General features: G+C 62.4%; 12 protein-coding genes and 1 pseudogene. 9 read left to right on the top strand and 4 right to left on the bottom strand.

The window, feature by feature from the left end:
* Nucleotides 1–6 precede the first annotated feature (6 nt).
* Both K1X80_RS25450 and K1X80_RS25445 read left to right on the top strand, forming a co-directional pair.
* The gene (locus K1X80_RS25450) at nt 7–240 is read left to right on the top strand and encodes a hypothetical protein (RefSeq protein WP_120734212.1); all 234 of its coding nucleotides are present in this window, start codon (nt 7–9) and stop codon (nt 238–240) included.
* Between the two features lie 97 nt (nt 241–337).
* Entirely contained in the window at nt 338–2,302 is a 1,965-nt protein-coding gene (locus K1X80_RS25445) for a hypothetical protein (RefSeq protein WP_216311981.1), read from the top strand.
* Here the strand turns inward: K1X80_RS25445 and K1X80_RS25440 are convergent.
* The 3 genes and pseudogenes from K1X80_RS25440 to K1X80_RS25430 all read right to left on the bottom strand — a co-directional run bounded on the left by K1X80_RS25440 (nt 2,299) and on the right by K1X80_RS25430 (nt 4,483).
* On the bottom strand, nt 2,299–2,697 hold the full coding sequence (locus K1X80_RS25440) for a MerR family transcriptional regulator (RefSeq protein WP_057438975.1): 399 nt from the start codon (nt 2,695–2,697) through the stop codon (nt 2,299–2,301). The genes K1X80_RS25445 and K1X80_RS25440 overlap by 4 nt on opposite strands.
* A pseudogene (locus K1X80_RS25435) lies at nt 2,684–3,279 on the bottom strand (NAD(P)H-dependent oxidoreductase). The gene K1X80_RS25440 and the pseudogene K1X80_RS25435 overlap by 14 nt, the downstream one beginning before the upstream one ends.
* 184 nt (nt 3,280–3,463) lie before the next feature.
* The gene (locus K1X80_RS25430) at nt 3,464–4,483 is read right to left on the bottom strand and encodes an AraC family transcriptional regulator (RefSeq protein WP_057960739.1); all 1,020 of its coding nucleotides are present in this window, start codon (nt 4,481–4,483) and stop codon (nt 3,464–3,466) included.
* Between the two features lie 228 nt (nt 4,484–4,711).
* On the opposite strand from K1X80_RS25430, the gene K1X80_RS25425 reads away from it, so the two are divergent.
* The 6 genes from K1X80_RS25425 to K1X80_RS25400 all read left to right on the top strand — a co-directional run bounded on the left by K1X80_RS25425 (nt 4,712) and on the right by K1X80_RS25400 (nt 14,393).
* Complete coding sequence (locus K1X80_RS25425) at nt 4,712–6,307, top strand: FAD-binding oxidoreductase (RefSeq protein ID WP_169989760.1); 1,596 nt, start codon at nt 4,712–4,714, stop codon at nt 6,305–6,307.
* Nucleotides 6,308–6,311: 4 nt separating this feature from the next.
* Nucleotides 6,312–7,901: a glycerol-3-phosphate dehydrogenase/oxidase gene (locus K1X80_RS25420; protein ID WP_057960737.1), complete on the top strand. Its 1,590-nt coding sequence runs from the start codon at nt 6,312–6,314 to the stop codon at nt 7,899–7,901.
* A 10-nt stretch (nt 7,902–7,911) separates the two neighbouring features.
* Nucleotides 7,912–9,501: an FGGY-family carbohydrate kinase gene (locus K1X80_RS25415; protein WP_057438979.1), complete on the top strand. Its 1,590-nt coding sequence runs from the start codon at nt 7,912–7,914 to the stop codon at nt 9,499–9,501.
* Between the two features lie 107 nt (nt 9,502–9,608).
* Entirely contained in the window at nt 9,609–10,919 is a 1,311-nt protein-coding gene (locus K1X80_RS25410) for a phospholipase (RefSeq protein ID WP_198817879.1), read from the top strand.
* Between the two features lie 54 nt (nt 10,920–10,973).
* Nucleotides 10,974–12,959 (top strand): DUF1302 domain-containing protein, encoded by a 1,986-nt coding sequence (locus K1X80_RS25405; RefSeq protein WP_081044311.1) that lies wholly within the window; start codon nt 10,974–10,976, stop codon nt 12,957–12,959.
* A gap of 60 nt (nt 12,960–13,019) precedes the next feature.
* A complete protein-coding gene (locus K1X80_RS25400; RefSeq protein ID WP_115129093.1) occupies nt 13,020–14,393 on the top strand; it encodes a DUF1329 domain-containing protein in 1,374 nt (457 codons plus the stop codon).
* Between the two features lie 66 nt (nt 14,394–14,459).
* On the opposite strand, the gene K1X80_RS25395 is transcribed toward K1X80_RS25400, so the two are convergent.
* Nucleotides 14,460–15,347 carry a GntR family transcriptional regulator gene (locus tag K1X80_RS25395; RefSeq protein ID WP_057960733.1) on the bottom strand — a complete coding sequence of 296 codons (888 nt, stop codon included), beginning with the start codon at nt 15,345–15,347 and terminating at the stop codon, nt 14,460–14,462.
* A gap of 207 nt (nt 15,348–15,554) precedes the next feature.
* Here K1X80_RS25395 and K1X80_RS25390 point away from each other — a divergent pair, with 207 nt between their 5' ends.
* Nucleotides 15,555–18,161, top strand: a complete 2,607-nt coding sequence (locus tag K1X80_RS25390; protein WP_220172556.1) for an aconitate hydratase — start codon at nt 15,555–15,557, stop codon at nt 18,159–18,161.
* The last annotated feature ends 27 nt before the right edge of the window (nt 18,162–18,188 follow it).

Raw genomic sequence — 18,188 nt, 5'->3', positions numbered from 1 at the left:
CAGGACATGGGGATGTCGGAGGTTATTTCGACAAGTGCGTTGGTACTCATTGGCGTGATTTTGCTGGTGCTGTTGATGCAGTACCTGCGCCTGCGGGAAATCTGGACGTTCGTTGCAGGGTGCCGTTCGGCGGCACGCTGGGCAAAGATCCGCGAGATGGAAAACCGTGAGCTCAAGCGCGCTTTGCGGGCAGAGCGGGCGCGGGTCCAGGAGCTGAAGGTAAGGCTGGAGCTGTCTTGAAGGGTGATCGGGATAGTGGCCTAGTGCTATTCTGCCGCGCAACCTCCGATGGCCAGGCGCAATGACGCTGAAAAAAATCAGAAAGGGAGATAGGGATATGTCGTTGTTGGAGTTTTTGCAGGCCCAAAAATATTCAAGCTCGGGACGGGTTCATGTCGCACCCAACATCCCGAAAAAACTCTTGAGCAACGCCCTTTCTGCCTACGGCCTGACCGTGGACCCCAGCGAAGTGGTCGTGCTGATTGATGACACCATGTTCGCCAGCGGCAAGGACGGTTGCTTGATCGGCCAGCAATACCTGGCCATCCGCGAGAGCTTCAGCGACGCGGTGGCCTACGCCTATGACGAAGTGGACGCCCTGGAGCTCAAGGGCAGCAAACTCTTCCTCAACAAGCGTCAGGCGATTGCCTTCAACATGCCGGACAAAGACGATCTGCACGATTGCTTTTCCCTGTTGCAGGAATGGCTGCGGACCCGGGGCGGCGAGCAATCGGCCCCGGTGGCGAAGCCTGCGGCGGTAAAGGCCTCGGCCGGCAACCAGGAGCTGTCGGCGGCCCAGGTTGATTCAATTGTGCACATGACCCTCAGCCTGGCTGAGCGGCTGGGGCTGGAGCGCGTGTACGTGCGCCCGCACATCCCGCAGAAAAAGCTGCAGGCGGCGCTGGACTCCTACGGCGCCAACATGCGCGAAGACGAGGTGTTGGTGCTGATTGACGACACCCTGTTTGGCGGCGCCAAGGAAGGCGTGTTGATGGGCGAGAGCAAGCTGGCGGTGAAGATGGTCTTCGACACCCCGCGCCTGTTTTTCTGGCGCCACCTGGATTCGTTGGCAGTGGAAAAGCGCGACCTGTTCGTCAACTCGCGCAAGGTCGGAACCTTTACCCAGGTGGGTGAGAAAGAGCTGGGTGAGTTCTTCTCGGTGATCAACGAGGCACTGGGGGATGCCCGCCGTGGGCTGGTTGATCAGCCGGTGGTGGCGGTGGCGCAACCTGCCGTCGCAGTGGTCGTCGCCAAGCCCGAAGCCGAGCCTGTGCTTGTAGAGCCGGTTGCCGAAGAAATCCTCGCCTTGGCGGTCATCGAACAGACAACGCCTGACGATCCGCAGAAAAAAGTCAGCGGCAAGGACAAGCTGTTGGGCTACGTGGCCGTGGCCATCGAGCAGAACAAATCGAAGATCCTGCCGTTCATCAAGGACAAGACCGGCGAGGCATCCCTGGCGGCCCTGCGCGATGACGGCAATGTCGAGAAGCTCGGCGCATTTATCTACGCCTTTCTGCCCGGTGTCGTGCGCCTGGCCCTCAAGGAAGAAACCTTCGTGCGTTTCGTCCTCGACAACCGCAACAAGCTCCTCGATAAACTGTTGGCCGGCGAAGCCGAGCGGGTTGCGGCGCTGCAAGACATCACCCCGACGGCGCGTCTGGCCCCGACCTACCATGCCGAACTCGATGACTTGCTGATGGACGACGAGCCGGTGGTGCAACCGGGGCAGCGGGCCATTGAAAAGATGCAGGCGATCCTTGCCGACCTTAAGCAGGAACAGCGTGACGACCCGGATTCAGCGGTTATCTGGCAGTTGCCGATTAACTACCTGGGGGCGGTGATTCCCAAGGCGCAAAAACTGATCGGTTTTCCGGATGAGGAGATTGAAGAACAGATCTTCTACGTGCTGGCCTTTATGTACGGGTTTTCGTTTCACAAGATTCCCGAGTCGATCCGTCAGCAGGATGGCCTGCTCGAGGGCTTTCTGACCGGGTTCCTGATGATGTGCGAGAACTACCAGGAGCGCAGCCCCCACAGCAAGGTAAGGCCGGAGGACGACCAGATGCTGATGGCCATGGCCATGGCCAAAATGGCTACCAAGCAGCAACTCAATGAAATGGTCAGGAAGCTGCTGGATGAGCACAAGGGGGCCGCCAAGCCCGGCGACTTTGAAGTCGACGACATCATGCTGCTGCTGCGTGAAGCCAATGGGTTTGCCCAGCAATGGGTCGACCACCTGACGCGGGAGATCATCGCTGATGAACGCGCCCTGCAAAAAAAATGGGGCGATCTGCTGAACTAGCCGTTGCGCGCAGTGCCGGTTTCCACCAGACGTGCAAACTGGCACTGACCCTGGGCCTGCTCCAGGCTGCCCTCAAACGCCACCAGCCCTGCATGCACCTGTTGCAGGGCTTGGATCTGCGTCATCAACTCGAGCTTCTTTTGCGCGATCGCCTGGTTGGCGCGCTGCCACGGCAGCTCATCGCCACGGTGCCCGTGGAGAATTCCCTGCAACTCCTTGAGCTTGAAGCCCAACTGCTGCGCGCACTTGATAAACGTCAGCAGCTCCACGCTCTGCGCCGAGTAAACCCGATACCGCCCCTCGCGTTGCGGCGGTGGCAGCAAGCCGATGTCCTCATAGTGACGAATCGCCTTGATCGTCGTGCCTGACAACTGCGCGGCTTTACCGATGTACATGCAGATCCATTCCTAAAAGAGTGTGCCAGCCTTTTTCAGCCACTTGTCGCGCTGCGCCGCAGTAGAGCCCAGCACAGGCCCGAACATGATTGTCTTGATCGGCTTGATACCACACAACTCAAGGGTGGTCTTGCGCATCTGGTGCAGGCCGGGCATGTGGTAGAACCAGCGGTAATACCACGGCGGCGTATCCAGGGCCACCAGCAGATGGGCGGTACGGCCCTTCAAGAGCTTGTCGGGGAATGCTTTGCCCTTGCGGTATTTGAAGGCGAAACCGGGCAGGAACACGCGGTCGATGAAGCCTTTCATCAATGCTGGAATTCCCCCCCACCAGATAGGGAAAATAAACGTCAGATGATCGGCCCAAAGGATGTCGGATTGCGCCATGAGCAAGTCCGGCTCCAAGGCTTGTACCTGAGCGTAACCGTGGTGCAGGACAGGATCGAAGCTCAACTCGCCCAGATACAAGGTGCGCACTTCGTGGCCGGCGCGGCTGGCTGATTCGCGATAGGCAGAGGCTAAGGCGTAGCAGAAACTGGTGCTGGCGGGGTGGCCAAGAATGAGCAGGATGCGGCGGGTCATGGGTGGGGAGTCCTGAGGTCGGGGCCCGCAGGATGGCGTGTGACCCTAGGGGGAGAGTCAAGTACCCAGGAATGGCCTGATCGGGCGCTATCGCAGGCAAGCCAGCTCCCATATTTGATCTTCGTTGTGTTGAATACCGGGTTCACTCTGTTTGGTCAGGACCTGAAATGCAGTCCCCCAAACCCTAACTGCCCCGATGGGTCTGCCGATACTCGCCCGGCGGCACACCGGTGCGGCTCTTGAAGGTGCGGTGGAACGAGCGGGGTTCGGTGAAGCCCAGGTATTGGGCGATGTCCTGGATCGGCAGGTCGCTGTGCAGCAGGTAGTGCTCGGCCAGTTCCTGGCGCAGGTCGTCGAGGATCTGCTGGTAGGACGTGCCGGCCTGCTGCAGTTGGCGTTGCAGGGTGCGCACCGACATGGCGAACTGTTCGGCCACCTGTTCTTTGCGCGGCAGGCCTTCCTTGAGCAACTGGCGCAGGGCGTTTTTCACCCGCAGCGCCAGGCTTGAATCGTCCAGCGAGGCCATCAGGGCCAGGGCATGTTCTTCCAGGGTGCGCAGCAACTGCGCATCGGCCTGGCGCAGGGGTGTCTGCAGGTAACTCAAGGGCGCCACCAGGGCCGAGCAGGGTTGCTCGAACAGCACCGGGCAACCGAAGAAGTCCTCGTATTGGCTGAGCTGCGCGCCGTCCGGCAACGGGTGTTCGAGCAACACCTGGCTTGGCGACAGTTCGGTGTCGGCGATCCAGCGGGCATACACCAGCCAGGACGCCAGCACGTTCTCCACCATATGCCGGCGGATGCGCGGCTGTTGGTGGCGGCAGTTCCAGATCAGGCGGACTTGGTCATGGACCATTTCGGCGCGGCTGGTGCCCATGTCGCCCACCAGTTTTTCGAACGGCATGATGCGGTTCATTGCCTCGCCCAGGGTCGCGCAGTTCATGGTGATGTAGCCGAGCACGCTCCACGAGTTGGGCAACACGAAGCGCGCTGAATTGAGCCCGAACAGCAGGTCCCCGGAATGTTCGCAGAAATACTCCAGCAGTCGTTCGTGGGCTTCCACAGGCAGGCGCAGGCTGTTGTCGTCCAGTTGGCCAGCAGTGATCCCGGCCGCCTCCAGTGCGGGGGCGGTTGCCATGCCGAGCTGTTCGGCATGGCGCAGGTACTTCAGCAGAGGAGGGACGGAGGTAGAGCCGAGTGTCTGCATGATCGGGTTCCTGGCGGGGTGTTGCCGGCGGCAGTGCCTTGCGCGCGTCGATGGCACGCAAGGTAATTTGAAATCGTGACTAAAGTAAATGCTCCCGTGGATACATCCGGTAATACAGCGAGTGACCCAATTGGCTACTCCATCTGTCCCGATGCGACCGTGACAGCCCGCGCCGGCTGATTAGTATGGGAGCACTGAAAATCACAAGATCTGCTGGGAGAAACAGGCATGCGACGCTGGAACGGCTGGGGCGAAGAAACCACGCAGATGGAGATGCCCGCCCATGGGGCAGCGTTTCTGCGCGAGCGATTGGGCGACGGGCACACCCTGCCGGACGCCAGCCTGGACAGTGCCCTGGCCGCAGTGCCCGCGTCGCGGCTGGCGCCCCACGCGCTTTACAGCATCGAGCCCCGGGACCGCCTGATGCATGCCCGCGGTCAGAGCCTACCGGACTGGCTGGCCCTGCGTGAAGGTGCGCTGGGTCGGTACCCGGATGCTGTGGCCCTGCCGGAAACTGTCGAACAGATCCGCCAGCTGCTGGCCCTGGCCGACAGTGCCGACCTGTGCCTGATTCCCTATGGCGGTGGCACGTCCGTGGCCGGACATATCAACCCGCCGGCGTCCACGCGCCCGGTGCTGACGGTGTCCCTGGCCCACATGAACCGCCTGCTCGACCTCGACGAACAAAGCCTGATCGCCACGTTCGGCCCCGGTGCCAGTGGCCCCCAGGTGGAGAGCCAGTTGCGTGCCAAAGGCTACACCCTGGGGCACTTCCCGCAGTCCTGGGAGTTGTCGACCCTGGGCGGCTGGGTGGCCAGCCGCTCGAGCGGCCAGCAATCGCTGCGCTACGGGCGGATCGAGCAACTGTTCGCCGGCGGCACCCTGGAAACGTTCGCCGGGCCCCTGGAAATCCCGAGCTTCCCGGCCTCGGCCGCCGGCCCTGACCTGCGGGAAGTGGTGTTGGGCAGCGAAGGGCGCTTCGGCATCATTTCCACGGTCAAGGTCCGGGTCAGCGCGCTGCCCGAGGACGAGCGTTTCTATGGCGTGTTCCTGCCCGACTGGCCACAGGCCCTGCAGGCGATCCGCCGACTGGTGCAGGCACGGGTGCCGCTGTCGATGCTGCGTCTGTCGAATGCCATGGAAACCCAGACCCAACTGGCGCTGGCTGGCCATCCCCATCAAATCGCCTGGCTGGAGCGCTACCTGGCACTGCGCGGGGCTGGCGAGGGCAAATGCCTGCTGACTTTCGGCGTCACCGGCAATCGTCGGCAGAATGCCTTGTCGTTGCGCCAGGCGCGCCAGCACCTCAAGGCTTTTGGCGGGGTGTTCACCGGCACCCTGCTGGGCAAGAAATGGCAACAGAACCGTTTTCGCTTCCCCTACCTGCGGGAGAATCTCTGGAATGCCGGCTACGTGGTCGACACCCTGGAGACTGCGACCGACTGGTGCCATGTCGACGCCTTGTTGCACGCGATCGAGGCCAGCCTGCGTGACTGCCTGGCGGCCGAGGGCGAGCGGGTCCATGTGTTTACCCACCTGTCCCATGTCTATGGCGAAGGTTCGAGCATTTACACCAGCTACGTGTTCCGCCCGGCGACGGACTACCCGGCCACCCTGGAGCGCTGGAAGGCCCTGAAGCAGGCGGCCAGCCGCACCATCGTCGACAACCACGGCACCATCAGCCACCAGCATGGCGTGGGCAAGGACCACGCGCCCTACCTGCCGAGGGAGAAGGGCGAACTGGCGATGGCTGCGCTGCACAGCCTGAGCCGGCATTTCGATCCGGCCGGGCGTCTGAACCCCGGCACCCTGCTGGAAGACTAGGCCCATGAGCGATGACTGGAATGCCCAGTGGCGCGCGGCCGTGCTGCCGCAACTGGCGAATGAAACCTGGGACTTGATCGTGATTGGCGGTGGTATCAGCGGCGCCGGGATCCTGCGCGAGGCGGCCCGGCGCGGTTGGCGCTGCCTGCTGTTGGAGCAACGGGATTTTGCCTGGGGCACCTCCAGCCGCTCGTCGAAAATGGTCCATGGCGGCCTGCGCTACATCGCCAAGGGCCAGTGGCGCCTGGCCCGTGATTCGGTACGCGAGCGCCAGCGCCTGATGGGCGAAGCACCGGGGTTGGTGGAGCCCTTGAGTTTCCTGATGCCGCACTATCGCGGCGGGTTCCCCGGACCGCGGGTCTTCGGCGGCTTGCTGCGCCTGTATGACGCCCTGGCCGGTTGTCGCAGCCGCCAGTTTCATAAACCTGCACAACTGCGCTACCTGGCGCCGGGGTTGATGGAGCCGGGGCTGCTGGGGGCGTCGCAGTTTCGCGATGCCCTGACCGACGATGCGCGCCTGGTCATGCGTGTGTTGGCCGAGGCCCGCGCCGATGGCGCCTGGGCGCTGAACGGCCTGCGGGTGCGCCAGTTGCTGCGCGAGGGCGGGCGGGTGTGTGGGGTCGAGGTCGAGGACACGCAAGGCGCTGCCGTTATGCAAGTGCGTTGCGCGGTGCTGGCAGTGGCCACCGGCGCCTGGGCTGAACGCCTGCAACCGGATGGTGGGCAGCGGCAGTTGCGGCCCTTGCGAGGCAGCCACTTGTTGTTGCCGGGCTGGCGCTTGCCGGTGGCCCACGCCTTCAGTTTCATGCATCGGCGCGACGGTCGCCCGGTATTCGTCTTTCCCTGGGAAGGGGCCACTGTGGTGGGCACCACCGACCTGGATCATCGCGAGGACCTGGACCTCGGGGCGAGCATTACCCGCGAAGAACTCGACTACCTGCTGGAGGCCTGCGCCCAGCCGTTTCCCAAGGCCGAGGTAACGGCGGCGGACGTGCTGTGCACCTGGTCCGGGGTGCGTCCGGTAGTGGGCGCCGCTGACTCCCAGGCCAAGCCCTCCAATGAAACCCGCGAGCATGTGCTGTGGCAGGAGCCGGGCTGCGTGACGTTGGCGGGGGGCAAGCTGACCACCTTCAGGCCCCAGGCCATCGAGGTGTTGCGGGCCTGTGCCGGGATGCTCGGGAAGACCCTGGAGGATGACGGTGCGCCAGTGTTCCAGGCCGTGCCACTGCAGGCGATTCCTGGGCTGAGCGCCGCCGGCCTGCGGCGTCTGGCCGGGCGCCATGGCCGCGACCTGCCACGTTTGGCCCGGCTGATACGCAGCCTGGGCAGCGAGTGTGTCGGCGCCAGCGATACCTTGTGGGCGGAGCTGGCGTTTGCCGCCGAGGCCGAGATGGTCCTGCACCTGGACGACCTGTTGTTGCGCCGCACCCGTCTGGGGTTGCTACTGCCCGACGGCGCCGCTCACTACCTGCCAGACATCCGCCGGCTATGTCAGCCGCGCCTGGGCTGGGACGACACGCGCTGGGAACAGGAACAGCAGCGCTACCTGCAACTCTGGCAACGCCATCACAGCGTCCCGTCCGCCTCGATCTGAAGAGCGCGTCATGAATAAAGAGAGCTTCGTGGATAACAATTCCCCCGACAAACACTATGTGCTGGCGATCGACAACGGCACCCAGAGTGTCCGCGCGCTGTTGTTCGACTTGCAGGGCAATCTGCTGGGCAAAGGCAAGGTCGAGTTGCAGGCCTACTACTCCACGCAGCCCGGCTGGGCCGAGCAGGATCCGGATTACTACTGGCGCAAACTGGGCGAAGCCTGCCAGCAGTTGTGGGCGCAGACCGGCATCGACCGCAGCCTGATCCGTGGCGTGTCCCTGACCACCCAGCGCGGCACCTTGATCAATGTCGATGCCCAGGGCCAGGCCTTGCGCCCGGCGATCCTCTGGCTCGACCAGCGTCAGTGCGAGCCCGAGGGCGGGATCAAGGGCCCGTGGGGCTGGCTGTTCAAGTTGATCGGCGCCGAGGCCACGGTGGACTATTTTCGCGCCCAGGCCGAGGCCAACTGGATCGCCCAGCATCAGCCGGATATCTGGGCCGCCACCGACAAGTTCCTGCTGCTCTCGGGCTTTCTCAGCCATCGCCTGACCGGGCGTTTTGTCGACTCGGTGGGGTGCTGCGTGGGCTACTTGCCCTTCGACTTCAAGCACCTGCGCTGGGCCGCGCCCCGGGACTGGAAATGGCAGGCCCTGGCGGTGCGTGCGCAGCAGTTGCCGCGCCTGTATAAGCCAGGAGAAGAACTGGGCCGCATCACCGCCGAGGCCAGCCGCCACACCGGGATCCCCGAGGGCCTGCCACTGATTGCCGCCGGCTCCGACAAGGCCTGCGAGGTGCTCGGTTCCGGCGTGGTGGAGGCGACGACCGCGTGCCTGTCCTACGGCACCACGGCGACCATCACCACTACCCGCTCGCGCTACCTGGAGATAGTGCCGCTGATCCCGCCGTATCCGGCGGCGATCCCCGATCACTACAACTGCGAAGTGATGATCTATCGCGGCTACTGGATGGTCAGCTGGTTCAAGAACGAGTTCGGCCTGCGGGAAATGCAGCAGGCCCGGGAGCAGGGCCTGGAACCGGAGCAACTGTTCGATGCGCTGGTCAACGCGGTGCCGCCCGGCTCCATGGGCCTGACCCTGCAACCCTACTGGTCGCCGGGCATCCGCGAGCCGGGCGTAGAGGCCAAGGGCGCGATGATCGGCTTTGGCGACGTGCACACCCGTGCCCATATCTACCGGGCGATCCTCGAGGGGCTGGCCTATGCCTTGCGCCAGGGCAAGGAGCGTATCGAGCGCCGGTCGAAACTGTCGATCAAGCGCTTGCGCGTGGCCGGTGGCGGCTCCCAGAGCGACGCGGCGATGCAACTGACCGCCGATATCTTCGGCCTGCCCGCCGAGCGTCCGCATGTCTACGAGGCGTCCGGGCTGGGGGCGGCGATTGCCTGTGCGGTGGGGCTTGGGCTGTACCCGGACTTCGATACCGCCATCGCCGCCATGACCCGCACCGCCGAGGTGTTCATGCCCCAGCCCGAGGCGCAACAGATGTACGACCGCTTGTACCGCGAGGTCTACCTGCACATGTATCGCCAGCTCAAGCCGCTATACCAAAGCATCCGCGAGATTACCGGCTACCCGGCGTAGGCCCAGGCTGTATGGCGCTATTGGAGAGTCGTTTTGGCAAGATCGGACAGTGTCGGGGGATACCCGGATTGTTAGGCTGAACGCATCTACAAAAAGAGCGTAAAGCCATGAAGTTGCCGTCGTTGCTGCTGTGCCTGGGGCTGTGCAGTCTGTCGCCTGGGGCCGGTGCATGGTCCAATCACAGCGTGGGCAGCTACCTGGCCCTGCGGGATTTGCCCGCGTTGCGCGAGGCGCCCGAGGTGGCGGTCGAGTCCCTTGAGCAGTTTGTGTCCGAGCAGTACCCAGGGCTGGTGGCCTTGCTGGACGAGCAGGAAAACTTCGCCCGCAAGCACTTTCCCGACTACCCGCCGCGCCCCGACAACCTGCGTCTGGCGCCGCAGCCTGGGGCCGATCTGCGCCGGGACTTGCTCATGGCCCTGCGGGTCAACCCACAGATCCACCTGGCCCAGGTGATCCAGCCTATGCCCGGCGAGGACCTGGCTGGGCGCCCGCAGCTCAAGGCCACCGAAGTGATGGTCGAACAGACCCTCTCGCCGTGGAATCGCCAGCGCTTTATCCAACTGCAGCCGGGGCAGACGGTCGCGCCGCTGGCCGTGCTGGCAACCGCCGCGGACGAGCCGGACTACGGCCACGATATCAACCTGTTCAGCGATAACCCAGGGGCGGTCGGCGCACTCTATGGCTTCGGTGTGCAGTCGTTTGGCGACGCGCGCTTCCAGTACAGCTCCCAGGCGCCGTTTCATATGGGCTTCTTTCACGAGAGCGCGGTGGTCTATGTCGCCGCGCCTTTCCTGTTGCGCAACTGGCCGGACTGGCGGGCCTACCAGTACTTCGGTCTGGCGCGTTTTGCCTTCGCCAATGGCCATCCCTACTGGGGCTATCGCTTCCTCGGATGGGGCATGCACTACCTGCAGGACCTGACCCAGCCGTATCACGCCACCACTCTGCCGGGCGATGACTTGACCAGCATGCTGCTGATGGAAGGCAAGGCCCTGGCCGGCTACGACAGCGACAAGCGGGCGGCGATCGAACGTGCCGCCACGCGCCACAATGAGGTGGAGCGCTACCAGTTCGCCTGGCTGCGCCACCTGCTGCTGACGGGGGCGGATAACCCGATGCTGACGGCCTATGCCGACGCCACTCAGGACGCCGATTACCCGGCTTACTCGACGGACTACCTGCGCCAAGTGGTCAGTGCCCAGGCGGATGCCCAGGCCGTGGCGTTCGACGAGGCCATCGGCCAGTGGCTGACCACGCCCGGGGCGATCCAGAGCTTCAGTGCCGGCAACCAGTTGCCCGCCGAACGCTACGACCATGCCCGGCTCAACGAACAGTTGGTGCAGTTGCTACGCCACTTTGGCGCCCACAGTCGCAACTACGTCAGGGCTGGTCTCGACCGCCCGGCGCCGGCGCCGTAACAACAGACAACGCAGTGCAATAACAACAAAAAAGGTTGCAGGGGAGAGACGGTAATGAGCACCACAGTGCGCGCGCAAGGCTCGGGATCCGAGGGTAAATGGTCCATCACATCCACTGGGGCGGGCGTCGGCCTGGTAGGTCTGTTGCAACTGTGCAGCGGCGGGACCGTGCAGGCCATGGAGTTCAGCGTGCTGGACAACCAGGTCACCGGCTCGTTCGACAGCACCCTGTCTTATGGGCGTCTGTGGCGGGTCCAGGGGCGTGACAAGGGCAACGACGACGTCAACACCAACGACGGCAATCGCAACTTCGATACCGGGCTGGTTTCCGAGGTGTACAAGATCACTTCGGAGCTGGAAGCCAACTATCAGAACTACGGGCTGTTCGTGCGTGGCACGGGGTTCTATGACACCCAGATCATGGACAAGCGCAACGACTACTACCGCAACAACAGCCCGTCGCAACCCAGCCAGAGCCATCCCCAGGATGACCACTTCACCGACCAGACCCGCGACATTGCCGGTAGCCGTGTGGAGATTCTCGACTCCTACATCTATGGCAACTGGGACGTTGGCCAGATGCCTCTGACCGCGCGACTGGGGCGCCAGGTGTTCAACTGGGGCGAGGGCATTTTCTATCGCGGCGGGGTCAATACCACCAACCCGGTGGACGCGGCCAAGTACCGCCTGCCGGGCGCCGAGGTCAAGGAAGTGCTGATGCCGGTGGAAGCCATCAGCTTCAATATCGGCTTGAGCGACAACCTGTCGATGGAGAGCTTCTATCAGTGGAACTGGAAGGAGACCCGCATCGACCCGGTCGGCACCTTCTATTCCCAGAGCGACCTGTTCGCCGATGGCGGCCGCACGGGGTATAACAACTTCACCGGCAGCGCCCTCGACACCCCGACGCCCATCGGCGGCAACGTCATCGGGTTATACGACGCCCTGGGCAACAACCCGATGTTCGGTGGCATGCTGCGCAGTACCGGGCTGTATGCCAACGGCATGACCCCGGCCTACGGCAACACCCTCAAGGTGGCGTCCATCGGCAAGGACTACAACGCGCGCAACGATGGCCAGTACGGCTTTGCCTTCCGCTACATCGCCGAGGAACTCAACAGCACCGAGTTCGGCCTGTACCTGGTCAACTACCACGCCAAGGAGCCGACCATCGCCGCAGACCTGGCGGGCTACAAGGGCATCGACATGGCGGCGCTGACCAGCATGCTGTCGTCGGTGGCCGGCAGCCAGGCCGCGGCCTTGGCCAATGGCCTGGCGACGGTGGATGTAATGGGCAATATCCAGGCGCACCGGCGTTATGCCGAAGACATCCGCATGTATGGCTTCAGCTTCAACACCACCCTGGGCAAGGCCTCGGTGTTTGGCGAGCTGGCCTACCGGCCGAACCTGCCGATTGGTATCGCCGCCACCAACGACCTGATCGGCGACCTGGCCAATGGCGCCGGCGCGGCGGCGGGCGGGCAGTTCATCAATGTCGGCGGGCAGATGGTCAACCTCAACAGCCAGATCGACAACTCCGAGCGCGTCGAGGCCTTCAACACCTCGCTGGGCAGCATCTACAACTTCGGCCCGGGCCTGAGCTTCGACTCGCTGTTCGGCGTGTTCGAACTGGCCTCCGAGCACCTGCGCGGCAGCAGCCTGAAGTACCAGGCCTACGATGGCAGCACCCGCTACTACGCGGGCAGCGGCAACACCTCTTATGTGTCGGGTGGTGAGCGTGATGACCAGGTCAGCCGTGATTCCTACAGCTATACAGTGATGTTCAACGGCACCTGGAACGACGTGTTCGCCGGGGTCAACCTGTCGCCCTACGCGGTCTACAAGGACGACTTCAAGGGCAACTCCTATCAGGCCGGCAACTACATCGAGGGACGCAAGGCTTACACCCTGGGGCTCAAGGCCAACTACCAGAACAAGCTGGAAGCCGAGCTGCAATACACCGAGTTCTTTGGTGGCGGCCAGAACAACGTGATCCGCGACCGCGACAACATCGGTTTCAACCTCAAGTACTTCCTGTAAGCCGCTGCCGTGCTGCGGCGCGAGGGCGGCTGCCCGCCCTCGTTTTTTTGGAGATTTGCCATGTTCCACACACCTCGAATACTCACCGCCAGCCTGGCCCTGGCCCTCGGCCTGGCCGCCGGCAATGCGCTTGCTGCGCTCTCGCCCCAGGATGCGCAACAGCTCAAGGCCCAGCTCACACCGCTCGGCGCCGAGCGCGCGGGCAATGCCGCCGGCACCATCCCGACCTGGGAAGGTGGGATCACCCAGGCCCCCAAGGGCTATGAAAAGGGTAAACACCATGTCGACCCTTTTGCCGGCGACAAGCCGCTGTTCACCATCACCAAGGCCAACCTGGAACAGTACAAGGCCAACCTGACGGCGGGCGAGATCGCCTTGTTCAACAGCTACCCCGACACCTTCCAGATGCCCATCTACCCAAGCCGGCGTTCTGGCTCGGCGCCCCAGTGGGTGTATGACAACACCTTCAAGAACGCCACCAGCGCCAAGCTGCTGGACGGCGGCACCGGCTTCGCCGACGCCTTTGGCGGCGTGCCATTCCCCATTCCGCAAAACGGTGTGGAAGCACTGTGGAACCACATCACCCGCTATCGCGGCACCTACGTGGTCCGCCGTGCTTCGGAAGCGCCCGTGCAGCGCAATGGCAGCTTCGCCCTGGTCACGTCGCAGCAGGAAGGGTTGTTTAACTATTACCGGCAGGGCGGGCAGTACGCCGACCTGAAGAACATCCTGTTCTACTACCTGACCTTCGTAAAAAGCCCGGCCCGCCTGGCCGGTGGCGCGACCCTGGTACACGAGACCCTCGACCAGATCAAAGACGCGCGCCAAGCCTGGATCTACGACGCCGGCCAACGCCGCGTACGCCGCGCGCCGAACCTGGCGTACGACACGCCGATCTCGTCCTCCGATGGCCTGCGCACGGCAGATGACACCGACATGTTCAACGGCTCGCCGGATCGCTACGACTGGAAACTGCTGGGCAAGAAGGAAATCTACATCCCCTACAACAACTACAAAGTCGCCAGCGCCGACGTGAAATACGCCGACCTGCTCAAGGTCGGACACCTCAACCCGCAATACACGCGCTACGAACTGCACCGTGTGTGGGTTGTCGAAGGCACCCTGAAACCGACGGCGCGTCACCTGTACTCCAAACGCGTGCTGTACCTCGATGAAGACAGCTGGGGCGCAGCGGTGGTTGACCAGTACGACGGTCGTGGCGAACTGTGGCGGGTGTCGATGGCCTACCTGAAGAACTTCTACGACCTGCCCACGACCTGGAGTGCATTGGATGTGTTCCATGACCTGCAGGCGCGGCGTTATTACGTGCAGAACCTGGATAACGAAGAACCGCAGACGGTGGATTTTGGCCAGGCGATTCCTGAGGACTCTTACTTTATGCCGTCGGCGTTGCGCTTGCGGGGCACGCGGTAGGTCTATCGGGATTTGAGAGAGCTGCGCAGGCGAGCGCAGCTCTGTGAGGGACCGCCCAGGCAGGGGCTATTCGAACAGCGCGGGATCTACTTTCTTGCGCCGAGCCTGTTCCAGGTGTTTGCGCATTTGGTCGGCTGCTGCAAGGCGGTCTCCTCGTTCGAGGCAATCGAGAATGGCCAGATGCTCCTGGGCCTGGCCTTTGCGTGGCGCTCGCGTGCTGGCTTGGCGGTATTCCACAAGCCTACGCAATTGGTTTAAACGGCGGACCGTTTGCTGCAGGAAGCGATTGCCGGAACACCCCGCCAGTGTCTCGTGAAACTGGGCGTTTGCTTCGAACAACTCCTGAGGCGTCATGCTCAAGTACCCACCGCCGGCAATGAACTCTTGCTGCTTGCGACAGGCCGCCAGCGTTTCACCATCGATCAGGAATGCGGGGGAGAGCAGGCCGGATGGCTCGATGGTCGCGCGCAAAGCATAGCTTTCTTCATACGCCTCCACTGAGTCGATCATGGGGAGAAAACGCCATCCTTGGCCGGCACGCTGTTCAATCCATCCTTCCTGTTGGATGCGTGATAGAACGGCCCTCAGCGCCGCCCGTGACACATCGAACTGACGCATGAATTCAATCTCGGTGAACAGCTCCGGGAGCTGCCTGCCCAGACGCAATTCGGCAAATTTCAGGTACAGCGGATCGTCACTGCCTTCCATGACTTGCGAGGCCAGATCGACGAGATCCTCGCTGGACCTGGCCAAGAAAAAGCCGCGATTGCGGTCGTAAGTGAGCATGCCTTTTTCGACCAAATGGCCCATCGCAAACTTTACCGGCGTGCGCGAGACGTTCAGCGCCGCCGCCAACTGCGACTCAACCAGGTGATGTCCGATAGCAAAGCGTTCACGACGCACGAGAGAAACAATGTCACGCGCAATGCGTGCTTGCAGCGGGCTTAGGGGCATCGGATCGAGACCAAGTAGAGCTGACCATGGAAGCCCCATTCTAGCGTGACGGTAAGCTTAACCACACCGTAGAAATCGTGGGCGTGGGTGGGCGCCCGATTTGACCGGTACGATGAAGCGGATAAAGCTTGGATTGATCTATATCGCGATAAAGTTCAATATGCGCCTCACAAAAACATTGCCCGTGCAGCCTGTGAGGATTAGCCAATGCCTATGTCAAAGCGTCGAACCGTTAGCGCCAACGGAGTCGAGTACCGTGTCAGCGATATCCGCGGGGTTGTAACTGATCTGGGGGGTGATTACGCAACGCTGCCCTACAGCTTGCGAATCCTGGCCGAGAACGTTTTGCGTGGCGAGACTGATCCTGAAGCCGCACTGAAAGTGATTTGTGCACGCTCCAAAGAATTCGACATTCCGTTTCGACCGGCCAGGGTTGTGCTGCAGGATTTGTTGGGCACGCCGGCACTGGTCGACCTTGCCGGGTTGAGAGATGCCGTCGCCGAGAAAGGTGGCAACCCGCGCCTGGTGAACCCTGTCACCCCCACTCACCTTGTTGTGGATCACTCACTCAATGTCGAGCGTTGGGGCGATGCCAGCGCGCAGGCCGATAACGAGGCCATCGAGCGCGTACGCAATGCCGAGCGTTTCCAGTTCCTGGACTGGTGCAACAAGGCGTTCAGCAATCTTTCGATCATTCCCTCGGGCAAAGGCATCCTGCACCAGATCAACCTTGAGCGCCTGACCACCGTCGTGGGTACTCAGCGCCGTGGCAATGAGCTGTGGGCTTTCCCGGATACGCTGGTAGGTACCGACAGCCATACAACGATGATTAACGCCATTGGCGTGTTGGGCTGGGGGGTTGGGGGGATCGAAGCCGAAGCTGCGATGCTGGGCAAATCGCTGATGCTGCGATTGCCGGACATTGTCGGGGTACGCCTGGAGGGCAACTTGCCTGGGGGCTATCTTGCGACGGACATCGCGCTGGCGTTGACTGAGCAACTTCGTAAAGCGGGGGTTATCGGTGCTTTCCTGGAGTTCTTCGGCCCGGGTGTCGCGCAACTGTCGCTGGCAGACCGGGGAACCTTATCGAACATGGCGCCGGAATTCGGTGCGACAGCGGCAATGTTCGCAATTGATGATCGCACGCTTCACTACCTTCGTATGACCGGGCGTGGCGGTGAGATTTCCGGCCTCACCGAGGCGTATGCGCGTGCACAGGGTCTGTGGCATGACAGTCTCGCGGACGCTGAATACAACCGGGTCGTGACCCTTGATCTCAGCACCGTCGCGCGCTCGATTGCCGGGCCGAAGCAACCTCACCAGCGTATTGTCCTGGGGCAAAAGGCGCCTGCTACCCAACTGCCTGGCGGCCTGGACAATGGCTCTGTGGTGCTCGCCGCCATCACCAGTTGCACCAATACGTCCAACCCCCGTGGAGTGATTGCTGCTGGGCTGGTTGCACGTAACGCCCGCAAGCGTGGACTGAAAAGAGCGCCTTGGGTTAAGACGTCCTTCGCACCGGGCTCGAGGGTGGTGTCGGACTATCTTGAGCGGTCTGGCTTGAATGAGGACCTGGATGCGTTAGGTTTCAACCTGGTCGGCTATGGCTGCACGACCTGCAACGGTATGTCCGGCCCGTTGCTCAGTACCGAAATCGAAGACGAAATTCGGGCTCGCAAGCTGGAAACCGTGGCCGCTACTTCCGGCAACCGTAACTTTGAAGGGCGTGTTCACCCGTTGGCCCGCGAAGTCTTCATCATGTCTGCGCCGCTGATCGTTGCGTACGCGATTGCAGGTACCTACCTGATCGACCCGGAAAAAGATGCATTGGGTCTCGACGACGATGGCGTGCCGGTCTATCTCCACGAACTGTGGCCGAGCGATGAGGAATTGACGCAAATCGAAGCCGATAATCTGACTGCCGATTTGTTCGACAAGGCCTATGAAGATGTTCCCCGTGAAGCGGGCTTGATTGCCAGCGACCTGCGCGCCGGCGTCAGCGATCAGTATCCCTGGCAGGCCAACAGCACCTACATCCGCAAACCTCCCTACTGGAGTGATGCGGTGAGTGCGACAGACACCACTCAGGACCTCAGCAACATGCGTGTGCTGGCCATGCTCTCGGACAACATCACCACCGATCACATCTCGCCCTCTGGCGCGATTCTTCCAGAAAGCGATGCGGGTCAATACTTGCAATCCCACGGCATCGCGGTACAGGACTTCAACTCTTATGGCACTCGCCGTGGCAACCATGAGGCCGCGCAGCGTGCGACCTTCGCAAGCCCCCGCCTGAAAAACGAACTGCTTGAAGATGGCCGTGAAGGCCCGTGGACATTGCTTCTGCCCGAGAAAAAAGTCACCACGATTTTCCAGGCCGCGCAGATTTACGCACAACGCAAGCAGCCGCTGATCGTTGTGGCCGGCAAAGAGTACGGCAGCGGTTCTTCCCGTGACTGGGCGGCAAAGGGCCCGCGCCTGTTAGGCGTGCGGGTGGTCGTGGCCGAAAGCTTCGAACGCATTCACCGCACCAACCTGGCGGGTCTCGGCATTTTGCCTTTGCAGTTTGAAGACGGTGTTTCTCGCCAGAGCCTGGGCTTGAACGGACGCGAATTATTCAGCGTTGAAGGCATCACCCAAGACTTCCAGCCGGGCGCAACAATCACCCTGGTGATCGAGCGTGAGAATGGCGAGAAAGAGCGGGTGTCGGTCTTGAGCCGCCTGGACACCTTCGAAGACGTTCGCTACTTGCGCAGCGGTGGTTTGCTGCCGCAGCTGCTGATCGAAAGTATGCAGAGCGCCTCCCTCAACTGATGCAACGCTGATTCGCTGGAGTAAAAC

The organism is Pseudomonas sp. So3.2b, from assembly GCF_019464415.1.
In the GTDB taxonomy this organism is placed as follows: Bacteria; Pseudomonadota; Gammaproteobacteria; order Pseudomonadales; family Pseudomonadaceae; genus Aquipseudomonas; species Aquipseudomonas shahriarae.
This window is presented reverse-complemented; position numbering and strand designations above follow the sequence as displayed.

Coding starts and splice junctions, on each gene's coding strand:
- K1X80_RS25450 (WP_120734212.1), top strand. CDS start 7: ATGGGGATGTCGGAGGTTATTTCGACAAGTGCGTTGGTACTCATTGGC.
- K1X80_RS25445 (WP_216311981.1), top strand. CDS start 338: ATGTCGTTGTTGGAGTTTTTGCAGGCCCAAAAATATTCAAGCTCGGGA.
- K1X80_RS25440 (WP_057438975.1), bottom strand. CDS start 2,697: ATGTACATCGGTAAAGCCGCGCAGTTGTCAGGCACGACGATCAAGGCG.
- K1X80_RS25430 (WP_057960739.1), bottom strand. CDS start 4,483: ATGCAGACACTCGGCTCTACCTCCGTCCCTCCTCTGCTGAAGTACCTG.
- K1X80_RS25425 (WP_169989760.1), top strand. CDS start 4,712: ATGCGACGCTGGAACGGCTGGGGCGAAGAAACCACGCAGATGGAGATG.
- K1X80_RS25420 (WP_057960737.1), top strand. CDS start 6,312: ATGAGCGATGACTGGAATGCCCAGTGGCGCGCGGCCGTGCTGCCGCAA.
- K1X80_RS25415 (WP_057438979.1), top strand. CDS start 7,912: ATGAATAAAGAGAGCTTCGTGGATAACAATTCCCCCGACAAACACTAT.
- K1X80_RS25410 (WP_198817879.1), top strand. CDS start 9,609: ATGAAGTTGCCGTCGTTGCTGCTGTGCCTGGGGCTGTGCAGTCTGTCG.
- K1X80_RS25405 (WP_081044311.1), top strand. CDS start 10,974: ATGAGCACCACAGTGCGCGCGCAAGGCTCGGGATCCGAGGGTAAATGG.
- K1X80_RS25400 (WP_115129093.1), top strand. CDS start 13,020: ATGTTCCACACACCTCGAATACTCACCGCCAGCCTGGCCCTGGCCCTC.
- K1X80_RS25395 (WP_057960733.1), bottom strand. CDS start 15,347: ATGCCCCTAAGCCCGCTGCAAGCACGCATTGCGCGTGACATTGTTTCT.
- K1X80_RS25390 (WP_220172556.1), top strand. CDS start 15,555: ATGCCTATGTCAAAGCGTCGAACCGTTAGCGCCAACGGAGTCGAGTAC.